General features: G+C 60.2%; 20 protein-coding genes. 6 read left to right on the top strand and 14 right to left on the bottom strand.

The genetic code is table 11. The features are described from left to right. Positions 1-7: 7 nt before the first annotated feature. Positions 8-940, bottom strand: coding sequence for a TauD/TfdA dioxygenase family protein (locus tag ACYCVF_RS31895; protein WP_459606742.1), 933 nt, complete (start codon positions 938-940; stop codon positions 8-10). A gap of 650 nt (positions 941-1590) precedes the next feature. On the opposite strand from ACYCVF_RS31895, the gene ACYCVF_RS31890 reads away from it, so the two are divergent. Next, complete coding sequence (locus ACYCVF_RS31890) at positions 1591-2931, top strand: LLM class flavin-dependent oxidoreductase (protein ID WP_459606743.1); 1341 nt, start codon at positions 1591-1593, stop codon at positions 2929-2931. 255 nt (positions 2932-3186) lie between these two features. On the opposite strand, the gene ACYCVF_RS31885 is transcribed toward ACYCVF_RS31890, so the two are convergent. Together ACYCVF_RS31885 and ACYCVF_RS31880 are read right to left on the bottom strand one after the other, a co-directional pair. Then, positions 3187-4917, bottom strand: a complete 1731-nt coding sequence (locus ACYCVF_RS31885; RefSeq protein ID WP_459606744.1) for an outer membrane protein — start codon at positions 4915-4917, stop codon at positions 3187-3189. 659 nt (positions 4918-5576) lie between these two features. After that, complete coding sequence (locus tag ACYCVF_RS31880; RefSeq protein ID WP_459606745.1) at positions 5577-6809, bottom strand: glycoside hydrolase family 18 protein; 1233 nt, start codon at positions 6807-6809, stop codon at positions 5577-5579. 1724 nt (positions 6810-8533) lie between these two features. On the opposite strand from ACYCVF_RS31880, the gene groES reads away from it, so the two are divergent. Both groES and groL read left to right on the top strand, forming a co-directional pair. Further along, positions 8534-8848 carry a co-chaperone GroES gene (gene groES / locus ACYCVF_RS31875; RefSeq protein ID WP_027548167.1) on the top strand — a complete coding sequence of 105 codons (315 nt, stop codon included), beginning with the start codon at positions 8534-8536 and terminating at the stop codon, positions 8846-8848. Between the two features lie 88 nt (positions 8849-8936). Then, positions 8937-10586, top strand: a complete 1650-nt coding sequence (gene groL, locus ACYCVF_RS31870; protein WP_459606746.1) for a chaperonin GroEL — start codon at positions 8937-8939, stop codon at positions 10584-10586. 1836 nt (positions 10587-12422) lie between these two features. Here groL and ACYCVF_RS31865 read toward each other — a convergent pair. The 3 genes from ACYCVF_RS31865 to ACYCVF_RS31855 form a co-directional block, all read right to left on the bottom strand. After that, a complete protein-coding gene (locus tag ACYCVF_RS31865; protein ID WP_459606747.1) occupies positions 12423-13706 on the bottom strand; it encodes an NAD(P)/FAD-dependent oxidoreductase in 1284 nt (427 codons plus the stop codon). Between the two features lie 805 nt (positions 13707-14511). Beyond that, the gene (locus tag ACYCVF_RS31860; RefSeq protein WP_459606748.1) at positions 14512-14817 is read right to left on the bottom strand and encodes a hypothetical protein; all 306 of its coding nucleotides are present in this window, start codon (positions 14815-14817) and stop codon (positions 14512-14514) included. 515 nt (positions 14818-15332) lie between these two features. After that, the gene (locus ACYCVF_RS31855) at positions 15333-15794 is read right to left on the bottom strand and encodes an ABC transporter substrate-binding protein (protein ID WP_459606749.1); all 462 of its coding nucleotides are present in this window, start codon (positions 15792-15794) and stop codon (positions 15333-15335) included. A gap of 177 nt (positions 15795-15971) precedes the next feature. Here ACYCVF_RS31855 and ACYCVF_RS31850 point away from each other — a divergent pair, with 177 nt between their 5' ends. Next, positions 15972-16424, top strand: coding sequence for a mobile mystery protein A (locus tag ACYCVF_RS31850; RefSeq protein ID WP_459606750.1), 453 nt, complete (start codon positions 15972-15974; stop codon positions 16422-16424). Then, on the top strand, positions 16421-17011 hold the full coding sequence (locus ACYCVF_RS31845) for a mobile mystery protein B (protein WP_459606751.1): 591 nt from the start codon (positions 16421-16423) through the stop codon (positions 17009-17011). Before ACYCVF_RS31850 ends, ACYCVF_RS31845 begins: the two co-directional genes overlap by 4 nt. Positions 17012-17041: 30 nt before the next feature. Here the strand turns inward: ACYCVF_RS31845 and ACYCVF_RS31840 are convergent, their stop codons facing one another. Further along, a complete protein-coding gene (locus tag ACYCVF_RS31840; protein ID WP_459606752.1) occupies positions 17042-17263 on the bottom strand; it encodes a hypothetical protein in 222 nt (73 codons plus the stop codon). Here ACYCVF_RS31840 and ACYCVF_RS31835 point away from each other — a divergent pair. Next, positions 17229-18509, top strand: coding sequence for a tyrosine-type recombinase/integrase (locus tag ACYCVF_RS31835; RefSeq protein ID WP_459612948.1), 1281 nt, complete (start codon positions 17229-17231; stop codon positions 18507-18509). The two genes, ACYCVF_RS31840 and ACYCVF_RS31835, sit on opposite strands and share 35 nt — an antisense overlap. On the opposite strand, the gene ACYCVF_RS31830 is transcribed toward ACYCVF_RS31835, so the two are convergent. From ACYCVF_RS31830 to ACYCVF_RS31800, 7 genes are all read right to left on the bottom strand, one after another. Next, positions 18437-19837, bottom strand: coding sequence for an NAD(P)(+) transhydrogenase (Re/Si-specific) subunit beta (locus ACYCVF_RS31830; protein WP_459606753.1), 1401 nt, complete (start codon positions 19835-19837; stop codon positions 18437-18439). The two genes, ACYCVF_RS31835 and ACYCVF_RS31830, sit on opposite strands and share 73 nt — an antisense overlap. A 39-nt stretch (positions 19838-19876) precedes the next feature. Next, the gene (locus ACYCVF_RS31825) at positions 19877-20194 is read right to left on the bottom strand and encodes a proton-translocating transhydrogenase family protein (RefSeq protein WP_014492434.1); all 318 of its coding nucleotides are present in this window, start codon (positions 20192-20194) and stop codon (positions 19877-19879) included. An 11-nt stretch (positions 20195-20205) separates the two neighbouring features. Continuing rightward, positions 20206-21333: a Re/Si-specific NAD(P)(+) transhydrogenase subunit alpha gene (locus ACYCVF_RS31820; RefSeq protein ID WP_459606754.1), complete on the bottom strand. Its 1128-nt coding sequence runs from the start codon at positions 21331-21333 to the stop codon at positions 20206-20208. A gap of 309 nt (positions 21334-21642) precedes the next feature. Continuing rightward, positions 21643-22644, bottom strand: coding sequence for an ABC transporter substrate-binding protein (locus tag ACYCVF_RS31815; RefSeq protein WP_459606755.1), 1002 nt, complete (start codon positions 22642-22644; stop codon positions 21643-21645). Positions 22645-22973: 329 nt separating this feature from the next. Next, positions 22974-24086 carry a hypothetical protein gene (locus tag ACYCVF_RS31810; protein ID WP_459606756.1) on the bottom strand — a complete coding sequence of 371 codons (1113 nt, stop codon included), beginning with the start codon at positions 24084-24086 and terminating at the stop codon, positions 22974-22976. A gap of 238 nt (positions 24087-24324) precedes the next feature. Continuing rightward, entirely contained in the window at positions 24325-25125 is an 801-nt protein-coding gene (locus tag ACYCVF_RS31805) for an ABC transporter ATP-binding protein (RefSeq protein WP_027544493.1), read from the bottom strand. A 62-nt stretch (positions 25126-25187) separates the two neighbouring features. Then, positions 25188-26021: an ABC transporter permease gene (locus ACYCVF_RS31800; RefSeq protein WP_459606757.1), complete on the bottom strand. Its 834-nt coding sequence runs from the start codon at positions 26019-26021 to the stop codon at positions 25188-25190. Between the last annotated feature and the right edge of the window lie 112 nt (positions 26022-26133).

Below are 26133 nucleotides of genomic sequence, written 5' to 3'. Positions count from 1 at the left end.
GGCTGGATCAAGCGGCTTTCGCCGGTTGCGGTTTCGACGCCTTGATGCGCGTCACACTGCGGCGACCGTCGACACTGAGCGGCACCTCGCCATCGATGGTGGCGCGGCGGACCACGCGGTGCTGGTCCCCGTAGTCGTTGACGGCGTAGTGCTGGGTTGCGCGATTGTCCCAGATCGCGACGTCACCGGCCTGCCAGATCCATCGCACGGTGTTTTCCGGCGCAGTGATGTGGGATTGGAACAGCTCGAACAATTTCTGGCCATCATATTTCGGCAGGCCGACGAAGCGCTGCACGAAATTGCCCAGCACGAGCGTACGCTCGCCGGTTTCGGGGTGGACCCGTACCACGGGATGCTCCGTCTCATAGATCGTTCCGGTGAATACCTCGTCGAAATGCTTTCTATCCGCCTTGCTCGCGCGCGTCTTCACGGCGTAGTCGTAGGCATTGCTGTGGATCGCCCAGAGCTCATCCGCGAGCTGGCGCAGCGGCGCCGGCAGGTCGAGATAGGCCGCCGCCGTGTTCGACCAAACGGTGTCGCCGCCGTACGGTGGGATCACCACGCCCCGCAGAACCGAAATCTTCGGATAGGCGTCGACGAAAGTGACGTCCGTGTGCCACTGGTCGGCACGCCCACCGCCCTGCCCTGAGTCAAGCTCCAGAATTGATGACGTCCCCTTGGTCGCACCGACCGTCGGATGGGGCACGAGTTTTCCGAGTCTGACGGCAAAGCGCTCCTGCTCGGCATCGTCGAGATGCTCCTGGTCCCTGAAGAAAATGACCTTGTGCTCGAGCAGCACCTGGTTGATGGCACGAACGACGTCGTCGGGCAGGTCGCCCGACAGCTTGACGTTCCTGATCTCGGCGCCGAGCCGTGCCGCGCGCTTGACGATGTCGGCGCGCGGGATGACGTTGTCGATGGTGGTGGTCGTGGTGCTCATGTTCGCAGTCTTTCCTGGTGATGTTCGGGACAAAGCTCCGCCCTGCGCTGGTCGTACGAGCAGCGGCGAAATATGATTGTGATATCTTGGAGGTGACCCTAGGGGATCACGTCGGCAGCTGGATGGCTCTCGGCACACGGATCCCGGCGGTACAGCTCTCCGCCATCGCGTCGTCGCAGCACCGCACGCGCAGAGCCGAGATCAGCCGGGCTGCTTCGCGAACGACGGGTGGATCGGATTGCCGCATGGTGAACGACCTCGCTTGGATGGTGCAGATCGTAAATGCAACCGCGATCCAGTCAATGAAACGAAACCAGCTTTGTTTTGCGTGGCGAGCAATGATCGCTGCGCCCGCCAAGCGGACACGGAAAAATTTGCGATGGTGATGGTCGGTGACGCCGTTTCAGCGGCGTGACAGCCAGCCAAATCAGCGCAGCCGAGGTACGGAACAGTTCGAATTGCTGCGGTGGTTCGTGACCACGAACGCACCTGTCTGCGATCGACGACGAGCTCACGCGCTTCATGCTCGCTTCGCCCTCAACAACGCAAATTCATTTCATCGACAGCTTTATGGTCATCGACATAGAGTCGAGTGAGACCCAAGCGCGACGCCGATATCCGACAGCAACCTACATTTTGCGAGCAAGGCTATGAGCAAACGGCAACTTTCACTCAACTTCTTCATCTATCCTGACGGTCACCACGAGGCGGCCTGGCGTCACAAGGCCTCAACGACGGACCGCATCCTTGATGTCACCTACTATCAGGAGCTGGCTCAGCGCGCGGAAGCCCACAAATTTGACGCGGTGTTCTTCGCCGACGGTCCGGCGCTGGCCGACAATGTCCGTTACGCGCAGCGGTTCCGGCTCGAGCCGATCACCCTGCTCACGGCGATCGCATCGGCCACAAGGCATATCGGCCTGATCGCGACCGCGTCGACGACTTACACCGAGCCCTACAATCTTGCGCGGCTGTTCGCCTCGTTGGATCACCTCAGCAGCGGTCGCGCCGGCTGGAACATCGTGACCACGAGTTCGCCGCAGGCGGCCCAGAACTTCGGCCTGCCCGCGCATCCGACCCATCACGAGCGCTATGAGCGGGCGCGGGAATATCTCGACGTCATCACACGGCTGTGGGACAGCTGGGAAGACGACGCGCTGGTCAACGACCCTGTCTCCGGCATTTTCGCCGACACCAGCAAGATCCACGCGATCGACCACATTGGAAAGCATTTTCGCGTACGCGGCCCGCTCAACGTCTCACGGTCGCCGCAGGGGCGACCGGTTTATGTCCAGGCCGGATCGTCCGAGGATGGGCGAGCCTTTGCCGCGCGGTTTGCGGAAGCCATTTTCACCGCGCACCAGACATTGGCGAGCGCCCAGGAATTCTATGCCGACATCAAGCGTCAGGCGCGCGCCTTCGACCGCAGTCCCGATCAGATCAAGATACTGCCCGGCATCAGTCCGTTCATCGCGAGCAGTCAGGTTGAGGCTGACCGCCTGCAGGAGGAGTTCAACGCGCTGATCCAGCCGGAATTCTCGCTGACCCAGCTTCGCCAGTTGACCGGTCTTGACCTCACCGCATTCGATCTCGATAGTCCCTTTCCACGGCATCTGATCGACACCAGCGGCGCGCAGGGCGTCGCCAGCCGTTTCAAGCTCGTGGTCGACATCGTCGATCGCGAGAAGCCGACGATCCGACAGCTCGTGCAGCGCCTTGCCGGCGCGCGTGGCCACTGGGTGATTGCCGGTCCGCCGGAGAAGATTGCCGATAGTATCCAGACCTGGTTCGATAACGGCGCGGCCGACGGCTTCAACGTCATGCCGCCGTGGTTGCCCGGCGGCTTCGATCTCTTCGCCGAGCAAGTCGTGCCGATCCTGCGCAAGCGCGGTCTGTTCCGTCACGACTACACTGGCACGACGCTGCGTGAACATTATGGACTGAACCGTCCGCCGAGCGTGTTTTCCAGCTCGAATCGGGCGATCGCGTGATCGCCCTGACTATCCACCAGAGGCCTGCTTTCGTATCGGAGCGTGCCCGAGGTGAAAACGTCGAGCGATGTGCCTTCCGAAGGCAAGCGTCGGGGGCCGGTCGCGACGATGCCCCCAAGACATCCTCGGACAAGTCGCGCCTGACGAAGACCAGACGGCTCGTTCGGAGCTCATCTGGTTTCCAGGGGCGTTGTTGCAGGGGGCGAATTCGACCAAGCCGCGTTCCGCTTGGAGCTGGCAGTAGGTGTGATCTTTTCAATCGAGCCTATAAGAGGCCTGAAAGAACGTACCCCAGCGCTCCGTGCTGAACTTCGCAAGCTCAGTCCCAATGGTCCCCGGGCCATTACAGCCTGTGCATGTCATTTCACCGTCTTTTTTGGTCCACATGGCCCAATAGCGCGCGCCGACGCCGACGCTGAAGTTCTTGGTAACGAAGTAGGACAACACGCCTTCGAGTTGGACACCCCCGCCTCCGTTCCCACGTTGATCAATGAAGGTGGTCGTCGGGCGCACAAGATGATGCTCACGTCCTTTGAAATCGGTCCAAGGCAGGTAAGCGACGTCGCTACTCAAACGCCAACGCTCGGTGAGCATGGTTTCGGCGCCGAGGCCGACACGAGGTGCATTCCACTGGGAATTCTGGCTTCCAACGATCGGGTCGTCACCATCCGAATCAGGCCGAAAGCATGACCGCATCGGGTTGGCGATCTCGACACATCCGATGTAGTCGGAGCTCTGTTCGTAGTAGGTCCAGCCGATAAAGCCCCCGACCTTGTAGTTGGCGCCGCGCAGGAAATCGTAACCTACGTCCGCGGTGTAATAGGTGAACCTCCCGTTTGCCTGGCCTGATATCGTGTTGATATAGGAGAAGCTGCCATGTTTTCCTTGGGCGCCCCAATCTTCATCATTGGTGCTTCCCTTGTCGAAGCGACCGATGCCAACGTTGCTTTTCAGAAACACTCCCCACGGGCTGTCAAGACGGCCAAATAATTCCCCGGAAAGTCCGTTGAGACCGTGGTGGGTGACCCTTGATATAAGAATGTTAGGATCCCCAGTAGGCAACTCATCGGGCACAGCGCTGACGTCCCATTGGAATCGTCCGCGGCTGAGCCAGAGCCGCGAGCCGCCTTCGAACGACCAACCGGCTGTGTCAGCCGTCGGCGGCACGCTGCCCGTTGCTTTCGCGACCAACGGCGCATCGGATCGTTGCGCACCCCAAGGGTCGGCGTCAAAATGGTAGTTCAGACCGATCGTTCCGATGTGATAGCTGCTAGACAGGCTCGTTGTATTCGCCGGAAGGATTGCGAACGGCGGAAACTGCACCGTCGGAGGCGTTGCGATACTCGGCCCACCGAAATGCAGATAGTCATATTCGACCTTGAGAGACCATGCAGACGTAAGTGCTTGCTCGACGCCCAGCCCGATGAGGCCACCGACCCGACCATAGTCGAAACTGGTGTTGTCCTGAGTCCCGCGGCCATTGAACTCGTTGTTGTTGACGACATCGCCGCGATTGTTTTGCCAAGCCAGGCCTCCCTTGAGATAGGCCAGCGTGTGGCCATGCGGGCCAAAGGTGTAACCGACCCGGCCGGTCCCGGTCGCAAAGACGTTGGGACCTGCCGTGCAATTTGCGCTCACAACAAAGCCGGAGGAGGCGAGGCAGGTATTTGTGCCGTCGGAGACAGCACCGCTGACATCGAGTTCGACGCCAAACACCCACCTGTTCTTCTGCCAGTTATAGCCTATCTGGCCACCTGCGAGGAACACTGGGGTGTCAACCACGCCGCCATAGATTGAGGGACCGTAAGGATTGCTGAATGAGGTTCGGCCGTACCCACCGCCGACGTGCCCGCCAATATAGCCCCCGGACCAGCTCCACACCGCCGCTGGCAATTTCACTTCTGGCCAAAGGTCTACCGCATTGGCTGCACCGCTTGCGACGAGCGCAGTTGTTGCGACTCCCGAAAGAAGAACTCCAGATCGCATTCCAAACACTTCCCTGCATTTTGCGCCGTCCACAACCGAGCGCCTTAACTAGTCGCCACAGCAAACCGTCGGGGCCAGACCACACGCTTGCGACGCGCGCCCTGGTCCGCCCGGAAAATCACCGCTTGCGATTGGCAATGATGCCGTCAGCAAAGCAAACCGCGAGCCAATTGAATTCAGCGGTTCTGCAGGCACTTGGTAATGGTCTGTAGCGTCAGGTTGCTGACATTTGTCTCAAGACTCACAATCTACGTTGCTATCGCCGACGGCTTGGTCGTGAGGCGCATCTGAAGGCCGAAGCACGCCTCTTCCATGTTGCATGTAGCGGTGACGTATGGCGCCGATCGTGGCCGGGACCCCGCGCCGATACACAGACTGGCTGAAGTCAGGGGTGCTCAAGCCTTCGCGTGAGGCGTCGCGAAGAGTCGTCCGGCCTCGCGATCAACCGGATGGGATCCGGTGCGCACGTCGCATCGCGACGAAAAACCCGCATTGCCGCCAGCATGCCTCCGGAACGACGCTGCCGGTTGTCAGGTTCCGGCATCGCCGTTTTCAGTTCGAGGTGGCTCGGATCTCACAGCATCGAACGTGTTTCGCAGCTGATGTCGCTCGAGGCGCGCACAGATGACGCGCTTCAAGGCGAAGTCGTGACGACACTTCTATTCGGATCTTCGCACAGGAAGGATGCGGAGCGCTGCCAGCAGCAGCGAACCGTCATCGGCGAACAAATCCCAGATCATGATCCCGGCGAGTCCATAGGCGCGCGCGTACATCGTCTTGCGTGCGATGGATTGCGGATCGTCGTAGCTGATCCATATCCGCCGTTCGGCGTTATAGAGCCACGGCACCTGGGCCTCATCACTCCAATAGCGGCGAAAGCCCTGCTCTTCCGGTCGCCGAAGAACGAGATCGCGATAATCGATGCCGTCGCTCCCTCCCCACTGCTCGCTCGCCGTCGTCCCCTTTTGCAAGAGCCCCCCGTTCTCCTGCGGAACGCCTGCAACAGCTCGGCCATAGAAGGCTACGCCGAGCGTGACCTTGGCCCGCGGCACCCCGGCCCGGATCAAGGCATTCACACTTGCATCGACATTGAGATCGGGACTTGGATCGCCGGCACAGGCGAACAGCGGAGCATTGAAGCCCGCAAAGGTCGAGCCCGCATGATAGTCGTAGGCCATTAGATGAATCCGGTCGACCAGCGGGGCGAGAGCGGCCGCCTCCAGATTGACAATCTTATTGGGGACGGCCGATACGGCAATGGTGAGCTCGAGCTCCCTGCGCTGCAATGCGGAAAACTCGGTGAGTCTTCGGCGAAGCTCCGCAATCAGGAGCGTGAAATTCGTATGGTCCTCGAGGCGCGCGAGATTCCCTGGACGTCCTCCTGAGACAGGAAACTCCCAATCGACATCCACACCATCGAACAGACCCGGATACGGCTGAAAGAAAGCCTCCATAACGGATTGCGCGAACCGCGCGCGCGACGTCGGCGTGGCAGCGGCGGCCGAGAAATATTTCGACCCGCTCCAGCCGCCCAACGAAATCAGGATTCGGAGTTCCGGACTGCTCCGCTTCAATTCGGTGAGTTGGGCGAAACTGCCGCCGAACGGGATCGACGGCGCGGTTCCGTCGCAGGCTCCTGCGTCGAGGCAACGATCCGAAAGTCCAGCCAGTCCTTCTGCCGAAACGGTGCCGAACGCGTACATCAAGTGGGTCAGCTCGCGAGCCGGGATCGTCTTGATGCTTGGACCGCCCGGTCGGGCTTTCCACGGGGCGACATAGCCTGCGACCACTGGCCTCCGGGACGGCGTGGCCCGTCCCGGCTGCATCAGTGCGTATCCGCACACGAGCGTAGAAAGCCCGAACGCAGCGAAGTTTCGACGATTAATCGCCACGGGCTACGACCTCATGCTCTCTGTCTCATTCTACCCTGCGCCAACCGATAACGCGATCATCTCAGCGAGCCTTCGATCTGCGTGGCACTGGCTCTCTTCGTTTCACCTGGTCGCTACGACTTCATGGCGGCATTCTTCATCGAGAGCCGTATTTGCTGCGCGACGGATTCTGCTCTCGAATGAATGGCGAGGATACGACGATTGAATGCGGTGGAGGAAGGCTCGTCTGAGACGAAGTATGGAAGTTCTAAGAGCTGTTCTGTGGCTGGCTTCCGACATTCTGTGGCTAGCATCCGCCGCGTTGTCCCATCCGAATTTGTCGAAAAGAGCACAAGTAGATTGGTGTATTGGAACGTATGGGCAGCAGCTACGGCCGCTCTCGTCGTTGAATTGCGCTTCTCTTCATCGTCTCTGCACCAGGATGGGAGGCTATAAAGGGTAAACTGTGGCACGCATCCTACCCCGCATACCCCGCATAGGCTCCCTGTGAATCTGCGTTCAGGCCCGAGCGGGACCCCTTCTTTTTGGTAGGATTTAAGTTGCAACCGATGCGTGACGCGGACCATTCTTGCACTTGCGACTTGACTCACCTAAAGAAAGCCAGGGAGCTCGAAAATGAACGATAACGCGTTTTCAACGCGAAGTGATCTGCAGGGACTTAGGCTTATCCGCGCTTTTCTACGGATACGCGATCAACGCACCCGGTCGGAAATCGTCGAACAAGTCGAAAGGCTCGCTGCGGAGGAGTCTGCGGGATCGGGTTCGAGCTTGCCCGGTTCATCTGGTTTCGCCGAGCATCCGGCGGATCCTCTCAGTTGATCTCTCGCCTTCCTCGTGTCGCCCAGTCACGTTCCAGCATCATTCGCGTCTGCCCTTGTTGCAGGAAGTCCATGACTTGGCCGCAAATCGTGATAGCGGCGAGCCACGATGTGGCGATGCCTCAAATGCGAGTCCGCAGGCTAATTCCGCTCTGATGCCACCGCCGCGGTGTGGCAACGTCGGACGATCAGCGCGCTCAGATCTTCGGGTACGTTGCCGCATTTCCGGATCACCTTGGCATCGCCGCAGTCGCCGCGCGATGGGTCCTTCGGTCCCCGAGAAGGCGACCGCGCCCATGATGCCGGGCTTGCGGGACCACGCCTCGGTACGCCTCACAGCGGCGTTGGCGGAAATGCATTCCATCTTTGCCGGCTGCAACTCGATCGTCGAGAACAGGCCGGCTCTCGTCGGGAGCGGACCGGACCGACACCTTCTTGCCATCGATGGTGTCGTCCCCGGAGAACGAGGTGAACGGCACCAGGCAGCGGCTCTGCGGATCGAGCCAGCGCTTCCAGTGCGCGCTCTCACTGCCGGACGTTGGTCGTGGCGCCATCGAGCTCATCCTCAGCAGTTGCTGGAAGTCGACTGGCCTGCCCTTTGCTTCTAGCTTCTTGGTGGCGTCCACAGAACCTGCCACGAGCTCGGCACGCCCCAGCGTGCCATCACGAGTTCGCGTCCGCGCGGGATAGTGAGGAAAATCCTCGGCACCAAGGGCAGATCGCCGGTTCGGTCATTCGCCGGTATGACCCCGAACAGCCGGCGAATACCTAAGCGCTTTTTTCTACGAGGAGCCCTTGCTTCCCGAAAAGACCAGCCCTACCTGTGCTCCGCCTGCATTGGCACTCGCAGACATCGACTGCTAACCACCTAAATCACCAACCCAAGCAATTGCTTAGGAGGACTGCATGAAATTCCGTCCGCTTCACGACCGCGTCGTGGTCAAGCGCATCGACGCCGAAGAGAAGACCGCCGGTGGCATCATTATTCCCGACACGGCCAAGGAAAAGCCGTCCCAGGGCGAAGTGATCGCCGTCGGCCCGGGCGGCCGCGACGAGAGCGGCAAGCTGATCCCGATCGACGTCGAGGTCGGCGATCGCGTGCTGTTCGGCAAGTGGTCGGGCACCGAGGTCAAGATCGACGGCCAGGAGCTGTTGATCATGAAGGAGAGCGACATCATGGGCGTTCTCACCGATGCGTCGGCCAAGAAGAAGGCCGCCTAATCCAACCGCTCGCACCGCTCACCCCTTGAGGAGCGCCTGCCGGGCGCCTCGAGAGTGAGATGAGACCAATCAACTCAGGGACACCAATATGTCAGCCAAAGAAGTCAAATTCGGCGTCGATGCTCGCGACCGCATGCTGCGCGGCGTCGACATCCTCAACAACGCGGTGAAGGTCACGCTCGGTCCGAAGGGCCGCAACGTCGTGCTCGACAAGTCGTTCGGCGCACCGCGCATCACCAAGGACGGCGTCACCGTCGCCAAGGACATCGAGCTCGACGACAAGTTCGAGAACATGGGCGCGCAGATGGTGCGCGAAGTCGCCTCCAAATCCGCTGACGCCGCCGGCGACGGCACCACCACCGCGACCGTTCTCGCGGCCGCGATCGTGCGCGAAGGCGCCAAGGCGGTCGCCGCCGGCATGAACCCGATGGACCTGAAGCGCGGTATCGATCTCGCCGTAGACGCGGTCGTGGCGGACCTGCAGACGAACTCCAAGAAGGTCACCTCGAACGACGAGATCGCCCAGGTCGGTACCATCTCGGCCAACGGCGATGCGGAGATCGGCAAGTTCCTGTCCGATGCCATGAAAAAGGTCGGCAACGAAGGTGTCATCACCGTCGAGGAAGCCAAGTCGCTGGAGACCGAACTCGAAGTTGTCGAGGGCATGCAGTTCGACCGCGGCTACATCTCGCCCTACTTCGTCACCAACGCCGACAAGATGCGCGTTGAAATGGAAGATGCCTACGTACTGATCAATGAGAAAAAACTATCTCAGTTGAACGAATTGCTTCCCTTGTTGGAAGCCGTGGTGCAGAGCGGCAAGCCGCTTGTGATTATCGCGGAAGACGTCGAAGGCGAAGCGCTCGCCACCCTCGTCGTGAACCGTCTGCGCGGTGGCCTGAAGGTCGCGGCCGTCAAGGCTCCGGGCTTCGGCGATCGCCGCAAGGCCATGCTGCAGGACATCGCGATCCTGACCGGCGGCCAGGCGATCTCGGAAGATCTCGGCATCAAGCTCGAGAACGTCACGCTCAACATGCTCGGTCGCGCCAAGAAGGTGATGATCGACAAGGAGAACACCACGATCGTCAGCGGGGCCGGCAAGAAGGCCGACATCGAGGCGCGCGTGGCCCAGATCAAGGCGCAGATCGAGGAAACCACCTCGGACTACGACCGTGAGAAGCTCCAGGAGCGTCTCGCCAAGCTCGCGGGCGGCGTCGCGGTGATCCGCGTCGGTGGCGCGACCGAGGTCGAGGTGAAGGAGCGCAAGGATCGCGTTGATGACGCGATGCATGCGACCCGCGCGGCTGTCGAGGAAGGCATCGTCCCGGGCGGCGGTGTCGCCCTGCTCCGTGCCTCCGAGCAGCTCAAGGGCCTGCGCACCAAGAACGACGACCAGAAGACCGGCGTCGAGATCGTGCGCAAGGCGCTGTCGGCTCCCGCTCGCCAGATCGCGATCAACGCCGGTGAAGACGGCTCGGTGATCGTCGGCAAGATCCTGGAGAAGGACCAGTATGCCTACGGCTTCGACTCGCAGACCGGCGAGTACGGCAACCTCGTCACCAAGGGTATCATCGACCCGACGAAGGTCGTTCGCACCGCGATCCAGAACGCCTCCTCCGTCGCGGCGCTGCTGATCACCACCGAAGCCATGGTCGCCGAGCTGCCCAAGAAGGGCGGCGCTGGCCCCGCGATGCCCCCGGGCGGCGGCATGGGGGGCATGGGCGGCATGGACTTCTGAGTCTGGCCACTCAGGCGAACCGCGGAATACGAAAACCCCGGCAGCGATGCCGGGGTTTATGTTCGTGTGCCGAGCATGTTCGACAACTCTGCGGAGATCAACCAGTTTGGCTAATGGACATCGAACATCTGCCGATTCTGCGGCGGGCGGCCAGCTCCCTACGTCGAATAATTTCGTCGCGTACTCATCTCAATCGATCTCCTTTTCGCAGCGCCACCGGCGTCCTTCATATGCTGCGATCCTACGATCGTTCTGCCAAAGCTCAACCGCGTGGTCGCTTGCAAGCTTCCGCACCCGCTCAGTGGCGGTCCCTTCGTCCGAACAGATAAACTCGACAAAGCCTACGAGATGCCCGTCGTGTCTGACCATGTAGACCGTGTACCGTTCCATACAAGTCGCCTCTCCACGTTGTCCGTTCAAAGCCTACTCGGCAGGCTGCTCCGGACATCGGAATGCCCTCGATCGCGCGGCGATAGTTGCCAAGGAGAACTGACGCCACGACCGATCGTCGGGGCATCGGACATTCCCGTAAGCTGGCAACTCATATGGCCCACAATGGTTTACTCCTTTGAAGCAATGGGCACGTCTGCATAAACCCTTCGCGGCACAAAGCTCGTTCGGCTGACTGAGATGCGACATCCCGTTCCCGTAGCCGCGCTTTTTGCGATCCGCGGCAGCGAGTCGGCGCAAGCAGCAAGACTGTCCAGTCCAGGTGACATTGGCCTGCGATGCCGGTGGGCAGCGTAGGCTCTATGATTTCCAATCCAGTGTTGACCAAAGCTAGGCGGAACAGCCAAAGCCGAGCGGATCATCACATTGTCGCGTCTCATTGCTCGTCGGACTCAGCGGGGCGGAAACGTCCGCTATGATCGACTTGATAGCGGTGGCGGGGCATCTTTCGCGCTGGCCGCGCGGGTTCCTCAATGCAGTCTCCGGAACAGAAACGTCAGGAAACGCACTTTGCAGCGCTCTATTCGGAAGAGGATACCAAGGATTATTGTTGACGAGCCAAAAGGCTTGCGAGCCATGCGACAAGGCTCGCTTCAGGAGGCTATGGTGCGGGTCAGGTTCGATCAATTTCAAAAACAGAGACACGCGTTGCGGCTCCTTGTCACCGCACTGCCCAGTAGCACGCAACCAGGATGCCGGTGAAAACGAGCCCGGCGCAACATCCCAAGACGATTTCCATTGGGAGACTCCGTGATTGTTGCGTCGTTCTTCCGGCGGCCGTTTCATGTCGCCTCGCAGCAGATCGACGGGACGGACTCAAACGCGGGTGATGCGTCCGGTCCGCCCCTGCATCACCAAGCCCTGGATTGGTGATGGTATGCCGACCAAAGCAATCTACGTGCCGCGACGAGAAGAGCTGGATCTATAGACCCTGCGCATCAACGGAGTGTCAACTCACAGACAATGGTACCAAAGCTGACACACTCACAAAGCTCGCACAACGCGCTGTCAGCGTCGCAAGAGCCGCCTGAACGCGTCTCGCATTGCGCTTGTCCAAAGCGTGCCGGCCTGCGCCAAATCCATCGCACGCGAGCACGGATTCACAGGTTGCAAAGCCGACGTCCAGTGTTATCGAGGGAGAAAACATCGCTGATCCGCTTGATTGACTTGCGGAGATCGCGACCGGCGTCGGCGCGGTTCCTTCTTTCAAATGGGTGGGCACGTTGAGAACGGTGTCGGGTGTTCGACCATGTTGTCGGCATCTGACGTCAGCAATCGAGCGAGACTGGCAATAGCCGTCTTGCGAGACCGCCGGAATTGCAATATGTCGGCGAGAAGGCAGCATGTGCCTTGCGTGGAACTCGCGGACTACCGAGAGCTGACGGATCAGAGCCGGGCTTCGGTCAAATGAACGAGTCGCGCCCCGATACGATAGAGCGTCTCCCGCGCGTCGCGGAAGCGCGGTTCCTCCAGCGGTGTGATCGGAAGCGGAAGGTCTTGGTCCGTAAGGTGCCCCAGCACATAGGACGCGAGTACGCCGCCGAACACAGTGCCTGGCGCAATTCCGCGGCCGTTGTATCCACTGAACGCAATTACATTGCGGTCCAGCTTGTGAAAGCGTGGCAGGTTGTCCGAGGTCATACCGATCATCCCGTACCAACCGGCCTCGAATTCGATATCGGCGAGCTGAGGAAACAGATTGCCCAGCGAGCGGATTGCCCACGCCCTGTGGACTGCTGCGCTGCTCCGCTCAAGAGCACCGATGCTGCCATAAACCAGCCGACCTGCACGGTCGAAGCGAAATGAACTGAGCACCTGTTTCGTATCCCAGGCTCCCTGGCGTTCGGGCAGGATCGATGCTCTCAAATTATCCGAGAGAGGTTGGGTCGCAAAGTTGAAGTAAGGCAGTGGGATCTGCTCCTTCCGGACCTGCGACCAGGGTCCTCGCGCGTAGGCATCAGTGGCGACAATCACCCAATCTGCACGCACAGATCCGGCTGCCGTATTGACTTTCCAGCGCGAGCCGCCGTCGCTGGCGGAAAGAGCGGCACTCTGAGTGAAAATTTTCGCGCCCGCAGCAAGCGCGGCGCGAGCCAAACCACGAACATAGGCCAGCGGCTGAATTGTGCCAGCGCGTTTATCCAGCAGTGCACCGGCGTAGTCGCCACCGCCGATCCTCCGGCGCGTCTCCTCGGCATCGAGAATCTCGACCGGCGCACCACGTCGCTGCCATTGTTCAGCACGAGCCTCGATTTCTTCCAATCCCCTGCGTCCGACTGCACAGTGCAACGTGCCCGTGGGCTCTTGTTCGCATTCAATGCCATGTTGCGCGATAAGATCGAACACCCGTCGCGGCCCATGGCCGAGCAGATCGATCAGGCGCTCCCCATGGGTTTGTCCCAGCGTCGCTACGAGAGTGTCCGGCATGACCCACATACCGGCATTCACGAGACCGACATTGCGTCCGGAGCCGCCGAAGCCGATTTCAGACGCCTCGAGGACCGCGACCCGCGCTCCTCCTCCTGCAAGGTGGAGAGCGGACGAAAGCCCGGTATATCCGCCACCGATGACGAGGATATCGACGTCAATCTCGCCGGCCAGACGACCGGTCTGAGGTGCATGCGGAGCCGTCAGTTCCCAGAGTCCGTGCGAAGTTGGATCGCCTTGCATCAGGTAGACTCCCTCGGCTGCAATTGTCCGTCACGTCGGAAATGCGCCGACAAGGCTCCCCGAGCTGCGAGGCCGTGGCGGAGGAAATCCGGAAGTACGGTGCAAGCTTGCGAATAATCAGCGGGAGCGTCAACTTTGAATGCCGATTGACAGCCTGGGCATGAAGCTCGCAAAGCGGATTGGCATGAGCAAGGCAAAGCCCCTTTGCGCCAAAAACCGCGATGAGTTCTTCACTGCATCCGGCTCGACGGCAAATCGGCGAAGAAGGCCTGATCTTAGTTGCCAGCTCCCGAGCCGGGCAGCCGAACTGGCGATATCCTGCCGGAACGTGCTGTGAGACCTCATCCATCCGGGCGGCGGCTGGACGCACTCCGCTGCAGAGCTTGAGGCGTCGCCCCGAACAGCACCACCCTGCGCGACTTCGATAAGCGATAGCATCAACCGTGGGGCGCACCCAACGCTTGACTGACAACACATACCATCCTCGCTCGCGCCGGGAGACACCAGAAACATCACTTGACAATCAAACCAGACCAAAGCGCGAATTGAAGTGACGCCCTGTTGGTGCGCAAATTCGACCAGCTCGCGGAGCTATCTCCCGCGGCAAGATTAAGGGCAAATGCTTCCGCCCCTATGTCGAACAGCAACTCATTTTAATGGACAAGCCGCAGGGGGACGCCGACAGTTTTGACCAGCAATCAACTTGATTGCTTGCTGCTGGGCTATTCGCGTTGGGATCGAACTCAAGACGAAAAAACCTCCGGCCGCCTCGCGCGACCGGAGGTTTGCCGATAAGCGTCGGCCGCTAGTGGCGCTTGCCGGCAGTCGGCGTGCCGCCGACTGAGGAATCGTCAGCAGTCCCCTTGTTCGGAGCGATTCCGGTTGTGCCGGTTGCACCCTTTGTGCTCTTGACCGGCTTCATACCTGCCTTTCGGTCCGCAGCGCCGAGCTGAGCGGTCGAATCCTCATCATCGCTCATGCCGCCCTGTATACTCTTACCTTGCATACCGCCGCGACTCTTGGCGTCGGTCGAAAGGTCTTGGGCGAGCACCTGGCCCGCAAGCAAAGCCGAAAGGACACATGCGACTACAGAGGTCTTCAGCAACTTCATCATCTCTCCTGGACTTGTTCGCGATTGAACGATTCCATCACTCCGACGCCATTCGCTTTCACCGGATCGTTCAACGCGTCAACGCAGCGAACGGCACCGTCAGCACGGAACGTGATTCTTGTGGTCATCGTTTAGAGATTTTGAGGCGATTTCGCGAAGCTACCGTCCTATGGGCGGAGCAGCGACCATCTGCACAAGCATTTCAAGTGCCGGACCGAGATTCACAAGGTCAGGGCCAGAAAGACTACCGGAGGAAGCTTCTTGGGGATCCGCAGATGACCAATGAGTTTTAGAGGCGGATACGAGCATACAGCAGCTTGCATCGTCTCACCACAGGCTTGACCGAAGCAACAATGCAGTAAAGGGACCGCGAGCCAGTTCATCGAGAATTGCCGTCCCAGTCCCACCTGCGGGCGTCGGACTGGAATAGATGTGAGCGCAATGATGCGCAGGATTCATATCGTCTGACCCGGCCCGACGCCCACAGTCGGAACTTGCATGCGGTCACTGGCCAGTCAGTTGGCGAAGAGTTCATTGGTAAAGAACGACGCCGCGGGCTTTGGACGATCGATCGCGTGTTCGGTCCTGAGCAACTCGATGGCTTGCTCGATGAGCTTGGCGTCGACCCATCCGATGGGCTTTCCTTCCTCGGGCACCATCGCGTCAATCGTGGCCCTGACTTGTGCTTCGATAACATCCACCGACGGGCCGACCTGCCAAACCTTGGCGATGGCATTCGCAGCGGCCCTCGGATCACTTCGTGTGGCCCAGATGCCCTCGTTAACAGCGGCGAGATAGCGCTTGAGAATATTCGGCATCTTGGCAATAGCGGCATCGCCCGTGACTGCGGCCAGCCCCGGAACGACGAGCCCATATTGTGCAAGATCGAGGATCGGAAACTTGATTCCGGTCCGCTGCTCGAGGACGGGCAGGTCACTGGTGCGATAGATGCTCACGGCGTCCACCTGTTTCTCCATCAGCGCCTCGCACGTCGACACGATCTGGATGACCGCGGCGTGTCCAGCCTCAAGATCGTTCTCGATTGATCGGATAGCTTGGGTCTCCGTGTATAAGAAATAGCTTATTGATACAAGAGTTTTTGATAAGATATATCTTATAGATTTGGCAATAAACTATATGCTATATCTTATCGCATGAAAGACGCCATCCGCCATCTCGACAGCCGCTTTGCCACGCTCCGAGCGCTCTCGCACGCGCAGCGCCCTCCAAAGGGCTGGCTTCGCGCGATCCGTGACGCACTCGGTATGACCACCGCACAATATGCAAAGAGATTGGGGGTATCGCAGCCGCGTATCGTGGAACTTGAAAAATCCGAGCAAGGCGGCAGTGTAACCCTCAATACGCTTCAACGCGCGGCTGAGGCCCTCGGCTGCCGGTTGGTCTATGTGCTTGTACCCGAGCGCCCCCTCGCAGAAGTTGTGACCAAGCGAGCTGCCGAGGTCGCTGAGCGGCAATCACGAGCTATCGAGCAAACGATGCGGCTTGAAGACCAGGCTGTGGAGAACAATCAGGCTGCCCGCGCGCTTCGGGAGCAAGCGATCGAGGATCTATTGAAACGCCCCGCGCGTCTCTGGGATGACGAATGACTGAAACTGATCTGCACGCCGCCGACGATCACGCGACACCGCTGACGCCCCAGGAGCGCGAAGATCTTATCCCAACGCACATTACTTTACGCAGCGAGTTGAACGAACTCGAGCAGCAGAACATCGCGACAGCAAACCGCTGGGCGTTTGCACGCCGCAAGGTTCCGACGCGCGAGAGTTTTCTCAAGAGCCTGCACCGGCGCATGTTCGAACGCGTCTGGCGCTGGGCCGGCAAGTACCGGACGACGGAGCGCAATCTCGGCGTCAAGCCTCACATGATTGAAGTCTCGCTGCACGAACTGTTGAACGACGTGCGCTATTGGGTCGAACACAAGACCTACCAGCCCGATGAACTTGCAGTCCGCTTTCATCACCGTCTGGTGTCCGTACATCCATTTCCGAACGGAAATGGTCGTTGGTCGCGATTAGCGGCCGACGTGTTGGTCACGCAACTCGGCGGGCAACGCTTCACCTGGGGCGGAGCCGAACTGCAAAAAACCGGCACTGCGCGCACGGCCTACATCACAGCGCTCCGAGCTGCCGACAATCATGATCTCAGACCGCTCGTTGCTTTTGCACGATCGTGAGAACGCCGCGCAGGCTAGACCGACCAGGCCTCAAAGCTTTGGATTGCGGAGCGGTCTCGCGCCCCAGTCAGGCTCAAGCTCGAAAACCAGTTGGTCGTCGTCCTCGTCCAGGCCCCCTTTTTCCAAGCGGGCCGTCTGAATGGTGCAGCCAGCCTTAAGTTGCTGTTCGAAGAAATTGTCGCCTCGGAAGGCGTAGTTCTGAAATTGCTCCTGGGTTATGCGACCGGCCAGTAGTTCGAGCCCCTTGGACACCCGAGCTTGCGCGCAGGGAGGCCAAGCGGCTTTTGGGCCTGGTTGCCGATGGCAAAGACCCGGCGGACGAGAAGGCCAAGGCGCGCCTGCAGGCGGCCGACACACTCCGGACAATCGCGGATCAATATCTCCGGAACGCCAAACAAAGGCTGAAGCCGAGCACCTATTCGGAAATGAACGCTACTTGCTGGTCAGTTGGAAACCCGTGCATCCGGTCGCGGTTTTCCAGATCACCCGACGTCATATCTCGGCTCGTATCGTCGACATCGCATCAGCTCATGGAGCGGTCTTGGCTGCCCGAGCCCGTACAGCCCTGTCCTCAATGTTCAACTGGGCAATACGGGAGGGCCTCGACATTCCCGCGAACCCGGTTCTCGGCACTAATCGACCCGCACAGCCGGGAAGCCGCGAACGGGTCCTCACAGAGCTTGAGCTGTCAGCCATCTGGCGGGCCAGCGGCGATGACGATTACGGACGTATTGTGCGTTTGTTGCTGCTCACAGCCCAACGCCGTGATGAGGTAGGCAGTATGCAATGGGCCGAACTTGATACCAATTCGGGACTCTGGAGGCTGCCAGGCGCCCGGACCAAGAACGATCGCCAGCACCTGCTGCCATTGGTTCCAGCCGCCTTGGCCCTGCTCCCGCCCCGCCGAAAAGGCCGAGACTTCCTTTTTGGTGAGGGACCCCGACGCAGCGGTGACCCGCATCGCGGGTTCTCCGGCTGGTCAAAGTCGAAGACGGCGCTTGATGCAAGGATTTCGGAAGCCCTGGGCGAACCCTTGCCCCATTGGACAGTTCACGATCTTCGGAGATCGGCAGCCACGGCGATGGCCGACCGGCTTGGCGTGTTGCCACACATCGTGGAGGCGATCCTAAACCACGTGAGCGGCCACCGAGCTGGCGTTGCCGGGGTATATAACCGCGCTCGGTACGCGGCCGAGATGCGCGAGGCGCTGGAACGCTGGGCAGAACACGTCGCGACCCTGCCAGCGCAAAAGCCAGGAGGTGCTGACATTGTGATAGCGAGCGCCATCCTCTCTAGCGGTACCTCCCACGGGGCGGTCGGGTTCATTCCTAGTTCAAGGCTCGCCCGCAAGCGGTCGGTGGTTAGAGTCGGGAGAGCACTTCCGCACGACGCGTGGGCGACGGGAACGGCGTCGCGATTTTACGATCACATCGCCTTGACGATGTTCTCGGTGACCTTCTTGGCGTCGCCGAGCAGCATCATGGTGTTGTCGCGGTAGAACAGCGGATTGTCGATACCAGCGTAACCCGATGCCAGCGACCGCTTGATGAACATCACCGTGCCGGCCTTCCAGACCTGCAGCACCGGCATGCCGTAGATCGGCGAGGTCTTGTCCTCTTCGGCCGCCGGGTTGGTGACGTCGTTGGCGCCGATCACGAAGGCGATGTCGGCCTGCGCGAATTCGGAGTTGATGTCCTCGAGCTCAAACACCTCGTCATAGGGCACGTTGGCTTCGGCCAGCAGCACGTTCATGTGGCCGGGCATGCGGCCCGCGACGGGGTGAATGGCGTACTTCACCTCGACGCCCTCCTTCTTCAGGATGTCGCCCATTTCACGCAGCGCGTGCTGGGCCTGCGCCACCGCCATGCCGTAGCCGGGCACGATGATGACCTTCTGCGCATTCTTCATGATGAAGGCCGCATCATCCGCCGACCCGAGCTTGGCGGGCTTCTGCTCGCCGCCTGCTCCACCGCCGGCAGCCGCCGTCTCACCACCGAAGCCGCCGAGGATGACCGAGATGAAGGATCGGTTCATCGCGTGGCACATGATGTAGGACAGGATTGCACCGGACGAGCCGACCAGCGCGCCGGTGATGATCAGCGCCGAATTGCCGAGCGTGAAGCCGATGCCGGCCGCCGCCCAGCCCGAGTAGGAGTTCAGCATCGAGATCACGACCGGCATGTCGGCGCCGCCGATCGGGACGATCATGAGCACGCCGAGCGCCAGCGCCAGGATGACGATCATCCAGAAGTCGAACGCACTGCCGGACGTCACCAGCCCGACGATGAAGACGACGAGCGCGATCGCAAGACCGATGTTGATGATGTGGCGGAACGGCAGGATGATCGGCGCGCCGCTCATGCGCGCGGACAGCTTCAGGAACGCGATCACCGAGCCGGTGAAGGTCAGCGCGCCGATGGCGACGCCGAGCGACATCTCGACCAGGCTTTGCGAATGGATATTGCCGGGTGTGCCGATGTCGAAGGCCTCGGGCGCGTAGAACGCTCCGGCGGCGACCAGCACCGCGGCCATGCCCACCAGCGAATGGAAGGCGGCGACGAGTTCCGGCATCGACGTCATCGGCACGCGTCGCGCGATGACCGCGCCGATTGCGCCACCGATCGCGATGCCGACAATCACCAGCACCCAGGCGAGACCGTCGGCCGGCGGATGGTTAGCCAGCGTGGTCGCAACCGCGATCGCCATGCCGATCATGCCGAACATATTGCCCTGACGCGACGACGCCGGGCTCGACAGCCCGCGCAGCGACAGGATGAACAGCACTCCCGCCACGAGATACAAAAATGCAGAGAGGTTGGCGCTCATCTCAGGTCCCCATTGATCCCATCAGCCCGAGGTGGCCGCTTATTTCGACTTCTTCTTGTACATCGCCAGCATGCGCTGGGTGACAAGGAAGCCGCCGAAGATGTTGATGCAGGCAAAGATCAGCGCGACGAAGCCGAAGGCGCGCGCCCATCCCGAACCGCTCGAGACGTTGGCGACGCCGCCGGCCAGCAGCGCGCCGACCACGATCACTGAGGAGATCGCGTTGGTCACGCTCATCAGCGGCGTGTGCAGCGCCGGCGTCACCGACCACACCACGAAATAGCCGACGAAGACGGCGAGGACGAAGATCGACAGCCGGAAGATGAAGGGGTCGACGACCTGTGCAGCATGCTCCATGGCGGCTCTCCTTAAACCTTCGGCTGGAAGTTCGGGTGGATGACGGCGCCGTCCCTGGTCAGCGCGGTGGCCTTGACGAGCTCGTCGTCCCAGTTCACGGCAAGCGCCTTGCTGGCCTTGTCGACCATGGTCTCGATGAAGTTGAACAGGTTGCGCGCGTAAAGGCTGGAGGCCGACGCGGCGACACGGCCCGCGACATTGGTGTAGCCGACGATCTTGATGCCATCGACCTCGGCGACTTCGCCGGCCTTGGCACCCTCGACATTGCCGCCGCGCTCGACGGCGAGATCGACCAGCACCGAACCCGGCTTCATCGACTTGACCATCTCGGCCGAGACCAGCTTCGGCGCCGGCCGGCCCGGGATCAGCGCGGTGGTGATCACGATGTCCTGCTTCTTGATGTGCTCGGCAGTCAGCGCGGCCTGCTTGGCCTGGTACTCCTTGGACATTTCCTTGGCGTAACCGCCGGCGGTCTGCGCGTTCTTGAACTCCTCGTCCTCGACGGCGAGGAACTTTGCTCCGAGCGATTCGACCTGCTCCTTCGTCGCGGGTCGCACGTCGGTGGCCGTGACGATGGCACCGAGACGGCGCGCGGTCGCGATCGCCTGCAGGCCGGCGACGCCGACGCCCATCACGAACACCTTTGCGGCCGGAACGGTGCCCGCCGCGGTCATCATCATCGGGAAGGCGCGGCCGAAGGCCTCGGCGCCCTCGATCACGGCGCGGTAGCCGGCGAGGTTGGCCTGGGACGACAGCACGTCCATCACCTGCGCGCGCGTGATGCGCGGCATCAATTCCATCGCGAAAGCCGAGACGCCGGCATCGGCCATCGCCTTCAGCGCGGCCTCGTTGTCATAGGGGTCCATGATGGCGATGACGAGCGCACCGCGCTTGTACTGCGAAAGCTCGGAGGCCTCGGGACGCTTCACCTTGATGATGATGTCGGCGTCCTTCAGCGCATCGGCGCTGACGGTAGCGCCCACCGCAGTGAATTCGGAATCGGGCAGGCCCGATTTGAGGCCGGCGCCCGGCTCGATGGCGATCTCGGCGCCCAGCGCCTTGAACTTCTTCACCGTATCAGGCGAAGCGGCAACGCGCGGCTCCGACGGATCGACTTCCTTGGCAACGGCAATCTTCATGGGACCTCCGGCGGCGGCGAGAGATGGTCAATAGTCGAACACAAACCGCTTGCTGCAGTCCGGAGCTTGGAGAGGAGCATCGCAAGTGTAAGTTTCTCCGTTGCACGACGTCGCGAATGTTTATTCGGCAGCAAGCGGAGAGACGATGTTACGTTGTATCCGTAAATGCGGTTCTGATAGAACTCGAACTCTCGCGTCCCCACGCACTTTTTGGGGCTTGCAAGGACGCTTCGCCTTCCAAACGTCCTGGAAGGCATGGGCCGGCGAGCCATATGCGCTGGATGGATCGACCACATCAAAATTTTCCGATTAGTTGGCAAGGAGGTCGTTGCTAAAGAACGAAGCCGCCGGCTTGGGTTGATCGATCGTTCCCTCCGTTTTGAGCAGCTCGATCGCGTACTCAATCAGCTTCGGATCGACCCAGCCGATAGGTCGCCCCTCCTCAGACACCATCGCGTCAATCGTCGCCCTAACTTGCGCTTCGATGACGTCGACGGACGGGCCGACTTGCCAAACATTCGCAATCGCATCGGCCGCAGCTCTGGGGTCTCTTCGCGCCGCCTCGATACCCTCGCTAACAGCTGCCAGATAGCGCCTGAGGACATCGGACTTCTTCGCAATCGCAGCATCGCTCGTCACAGCAGCCAACCCTGGAACGGCAAGTCCATACTGCGCAAGATCGAGGATCGGGAATTTGATTCCCGTTCGCTGCTCCAAGACGGGGAGGTCGTTGGTGCGATAGATACTTACGGCATCGACCTGGTTCTGCAGGAACTGAGGCACGCGCAATTGGGCATCCATTTGAACTGTCTTGATTTTCGTGCAGTCGATCTTGTTCACGGCACAGAACGTCCCGAGATAAGTTGTCCCCGTTTCACCGACGGCATGCGCCACGATCTTGCCCTCGAGATCCTGCGGCTTGAGAATGGGCTTGTCGGGATGCGAAATCAGAACGACAGGCGTCTTTGGATGGTACAGTGCGATGATCTTGATCGGCATGCCCTTCTGGATCGCGGAGGCCGCGAAGATGGCGGGCATAATGACAATATCTTCCTGTCCCTGAACGAGCGCCCCCAGCGCGGCTTGCGAACCTGCTCCTTCCCCCATGCGCACAGCAAGGTTCTTGTTCGAATAGAAACCTCTCGCTTGCGCCAGGTAGAGGTGTCCATACTCCCCCTTGAGCTTCCAGCTGAACCGCACTCGCACTTCGTCGGCCGCCAATGCAACTGATGAGCAGACGATCGCTGTGACCAATGCGATTGCCGCGGCCACGGTGCTGTTCAGCGCTGCCCTGTAGTGCCTTGTCGTCATGAATTGCCCCGCATTTCCTAACGCGACCAAATGCCCGCCGCCAAGCGAGGCTGAACCGCCATCCATGTCCGAGTTGGGCCTGCCTTCGCGTCGGGTGGTCAGCGACTCCGGAGGCAGGCCCCCACGCTTAAGAGTCGGATGGTTTGCTGCGTCGCAAGCATATGTTCGGGGTCGTTGGCCCAGAACTTCGCGCACTTTCACGGCCCTGCTGACAGCACGGAAATTAGCGGTTGGCGCTTGGACCCAAACTTCCAGGTTTCAACCCAAACCTTGGATGGCGCCGCGGTAGTCGATCGCGGCGCCATCGTTCTATGCGCAGAGAACAGACTCTAGAACTTCACCGAGACGCCGGCGCTGGCGGATTTTTCAGTGCAGCTGTTCGTGCTGACGCCCGTTGCGGCAACGGTGCAGGTGCCGGGCGTGGCATTCGCATCGAGGCCATACTTGTTCTGCCAGTAGCGATAGGCAACCCAGACGTCAACGAAGTGACTGTATTTGGGGCCCATAAACGCCTTGCTGGCATCAAACGTCAAGCGGATCGGTTCGCTGTTCAATTCGATCTTGCTGGCGTTGCTGAAACGTCCGACACCGGACAACGCAGGGAGGGTGTTGATGTCGCCCTTCGCTCCGGTCACGGAAACGCGTCCACTGATGGCGAAGTACCTGATGCTCTCAGGAAGGAAGCCGAGATCCATGTAGTAGTTGGTCTCGACCTTCCAAGTGGGTGGGAACCTCCTGTTGCCATCCAAGAGGCAGGTCACGTCCGGAGAGCCCGGACTGAACAGGCCACACTGAAGAAACGATTTGTGGCTGGCGAGCCCTGCGACAACCAGGGGCGCCACGTTGATATAGCCCTTGTACGGAAGATCGAAGGCGAATTGCAGACCGCCAACGACGTTGTTCGTTGTGGGTGCAAAGTAGCTATTTGCAGTACCGAGATCGGCGCCGACCTCGAACGAAATATTCCGCAGCGGCCCTATCTTGAAGGCGTTCGTGTTGAATATCTCATTCCAGCCGAACGTGCTCCGCTCGATGCCGTAGAATTCCGTCACCCCGGCGCAAATTCCCTGGGGACCAAAAGGCAGAACACCCGCGGGCGAGCAAGGGGAGGCAGGATCGTTGTGATCGGATTTCAACATATCAACGTTGAAGAAGTTTGTGCCGTAAGCCCAGATGTCGAAATGGGTGAACGAATAGACCTGCTTTGCGGTCTGGCCGTTGATGGTCCCATCTGGCCGGGTGCTGAAAGCACCGGGATCCGTAGCCGTAAACTGGTAGGAGTAGGTAAGCCTGTTGTCATTCACCAGGAAGAACGGAGCGTCTGCAACGGGCTTTGGCTTAGCCTTAGCTGGTGCCTGTTCATCCGCAGCTCTTGCAGGACATGCGCAAGCGATCAGACTGACCGCAAGTATTGTTCGACTCACAAGTTTGGCAGAAAGCATGTTTAGTCCCCCTCTTCAAAAACGAGCAGCCCGTCGGGCATACTCAACGCGATAGTCGAAATGCGACGCGGCCTCGGAAATGGCGGCGTCCACATCAATGCGGACCGCACCCAATTCCGCATGAAGCCCCTGAACAGGCTCACGCCCGCATGATTTTGGACGCAAGTCATCTCCCGCAGAAAATCATCCTGCGGCACTCATGCCTGGTTCTCTTGACAACTGACCGGCCTACCCTTGCTCAGTGGGCGACGAGTACCCCTTTAGCCTCAAAGATATCGCGGATCTGGCGGACGTAGCCATGATAGACCTTGTCCTCGTGGACCTTGCTCCACTGTCTGGGACGGAGCATGTCGATTTTTAGGTCAAGATCGATTCGACCGGGGCGCGGAGACATGACCAGCACGCGATCGGCGAGAAATACAGCTTCGTCAATACCGTGCGTGATAAACAGAACCGTGTTCTGCACCCTCAGCCACATAGACTGCATGTCCATGATCATCTGCTCGCGAGTTAGCGCGTCAAGCGCACCGAAGGGCTCGTCCATCAACAGCAGGCCGGGCTCCTGGATCAGCGCGCGGCATATCGCCACTCGTTGACGCATGCCGCCCGAGAGTTCGGATGGAAACTTGTTGCCGAACCCCTTAAGGCCAACTTGCTCAAGTAGCTCCTCGGCACGCATTCGGAACTTTGAAAGATCGAGCTTCTTGATCTCGATCGGCAGCAAAATGTTGTCGAGCACGGTGCGCCAGTAGAGCAGGAGATCGGACTGAAAGACGACGCCGATCTTGGGATGCGGCTTGCTGATCGCGTCCCCGTCAATGGCGATCTTGCCGGTCGAGACGGAGACAAGGCCCGCGAGCATTGAAAGCAAGGTGCTCTTGCCGCACCCGCTCGGCCCCACCACAGCGACGAAGGTGCCTGGCTCGAACTGAAGGTCTATCCGCTCGATGGCGACGACATCATCATCTTCGCGGGTCTTGTAGACCTTCGAAAGCTGCGAAATTTCGACTGCCGCACCAGATGTTTGGATGGCATTCATCGTACTGCCTCGCTGTAACTGTAATTGCGCATCGTTGTTGTCAATTGTCACCTAAAGGCATTTCATTTGGCGTCGTCGCGCTTGTAGGAAACGCGCGCCTCGACCACATCGATGATGTAGTAAAGGATCACGCCGAGCAGTGAGATCGTCACTACGGTCGCGAAGTTAAGCGTGGTATCGAACTGTGAATTTGCCTGAAGCTGCAGATAGCCAAGCCCCCGTTCGGCTGCTACGTACTCGCCGATGACCGCACCGATGACGGCGAGAGATATGGCCACCTTGAAGCCGCCGAAGATGTTGGGCAGCGCGGCTGGCAGACGCAGCTTGAAGAAGGTCTGCCACTCGTTTGCGCCCATTGAGCGGACCAGGTTGACAAGATTCTTGTCGAGGGACTGTAGGCCGACGACGGTCGATATCACGATCGGGAAAAACGAGATCAAGAAGGCAAGCACGATCTTCGGTGCCCAACCGTAGCCGAGATAAAGCACCAAGATCGGCGCCAGCGACACCTTGGGTACCGTCTGTAGACCCACGAGGATCGGATAGATGGCGCGCTCGAAGGGCTTGGAGTAGAAGATCGATAACGCCAGAGGGACACCGACCAGCACGCCCACGCCAAAGCCGACGATCACCTCGAACAGCGTCACATAGAGGTGGGCAGCGAGCAGCGGCGCGTCATTGACCATTCGGGCGGCGACGGCCGACGGCGTCGGCAGGACAAACTCTGAAAGACCTGACAGCGGCACGAGAATTTGCCAAGTACCGATCAGCGCCGCAGCTACGAGGAGCGCCGAATAACGTTCTAGCCAGCTGCCGTGAGCGCGTTTCTTGCCGCTCATGCTTTTGCCCTGCTTCCGCTGTGCCTTGCCGGCACTGACAATATCCGTACTCGCCACCGTAGCCTCACCGCGTTAGAAGATTACAGTTGTTTTTGGCAGAACCGTCCACCGACGCCATCGATGGTCTTGTCACATCAACGAACACTTCGCCGACAAGCGCGCTCTCGAG

This window comes from Bradyrhizobium cedriense (assembly GCF_054602315.1).
This window is presented reverse-complemented; position numbering and strand designations above follow the sequence as displayed.

Coding starts and splice junctions, on each gene's coding strand:
- ACYCVF_RS31895 (WP_459606742.1), bottom strand. CDS start 940: ATGAGCACCACGACCACCACCATCGACAACGTCATCCCGCGCGCCGAC.
- ACYCVF_RS31890 (WP_459606743.1), top strand. CDS start 1,591: ATGAGCAAACGGCAACTTTCACTCAACTTCTTCATCTATCCTGACGGT.
- ACYCVF_RS31885 (WP_459606744.1), bottom strand. CDS start 4,917: ATGCGATCTGGAGTTCTTCTTTCGGGAGTCGCAACAACTGCGCTCGTC.
- groES (WP_027548167.1), top strand. CDS start 8,534: ATGAAATTCCGTCCGCTTCACGACCGCGTCGTGGTCAAGCGCATCGAC.
- groL (WP_459606746.1), top strand. CDS start 8,937: ATGTCAGCCAAAGAAGTCAAATTCGGCGTCGATGCTCGCGACCGCATG.
- ACYCVF_RS31865 (WP_459606747.1), bottom strand. CDS start 13,706: ATGCAAGGCGATCCAACTTCGCACGGACTCTGGGAACTGACGGCTCCG.
- ACYCVF_RS31860 (WP_459606748.1), bottom strand. CDS start 14,817: ATGAAGTTGCTGAAGACCTCTGTAGTCGCATGTGTCCTTTCGGCTTTG.
- ACYCVF_RS31855 (WP_459606749.1), bottom strand. CDS start 15,794: ATGGAGAAACAGGTGGACGCCGTGAGCATCTATCGCACCAGTGACCTG.
- ACYCVF_RS31850 (WP_459606750.1), top strand. CDS start 15,972: ATGAAAGACGCCATCCGCCATCTCGACAGCCGCTTTGCCACGCTCCGA.
- ACYCVF_RS31845 (WP_459606751.1), top strand. CDS start 16,421: ATGACTGAAACTGATCTGCACGCCGCCGACGATCACGCGACACCGCTG.
- ACYCVF_RS31835 (WP_459612948.1), top strand. CDS start 17,229: ATGCGACCGGCCAGTAGTTCGAGCCCCTTGGACACCCGAGCTTGCGCG.
- ACYCVF_RS31830 (WP_459606753.1), bottom strand. CDS start 19,837: ATGAGCGCCAACCTCTCTGCATTTTTGTATCTCGTGGCGGGAGTGCTG.
- ACYCVF_RS31825 (WP_014492434.1), bottom strand. CDS start 20,194: ATGGAGCATGCTGCACAGGTCGTCGACCCCTTCATCTTCCGGCTGTCG.
- ACYCVF_RS31820 (WP_459606754.1), bottom strand. CDS start 21,333: ATGAAGATTGCCGTTGCCAAGGAAGTCGATCCGTCGGAGCCGCGCGTT.
- ACYCVF_RS31815 (WP_459606755.1), bottom strand. CDS start 22,644: ATGACGACAAGGCACTACAGGGCAGCGCTGAACAGCACCGTGGCCGCG.
- ACYCVF_RS31810 (WP_459606756.1), bottom strand. CDS start 24,086: ATGCTTTCTGCCAAACTTGTGAGTCGAACAATACTTGCGGTCAGTCTG.
- ACYCVF_RS31805 (WP_027544493.1), bottom strand. CDS start 25,125: ATGAATGCCATCCAAACATCTGGTGCGGCAGTCGAAATTTCGCAGCTT.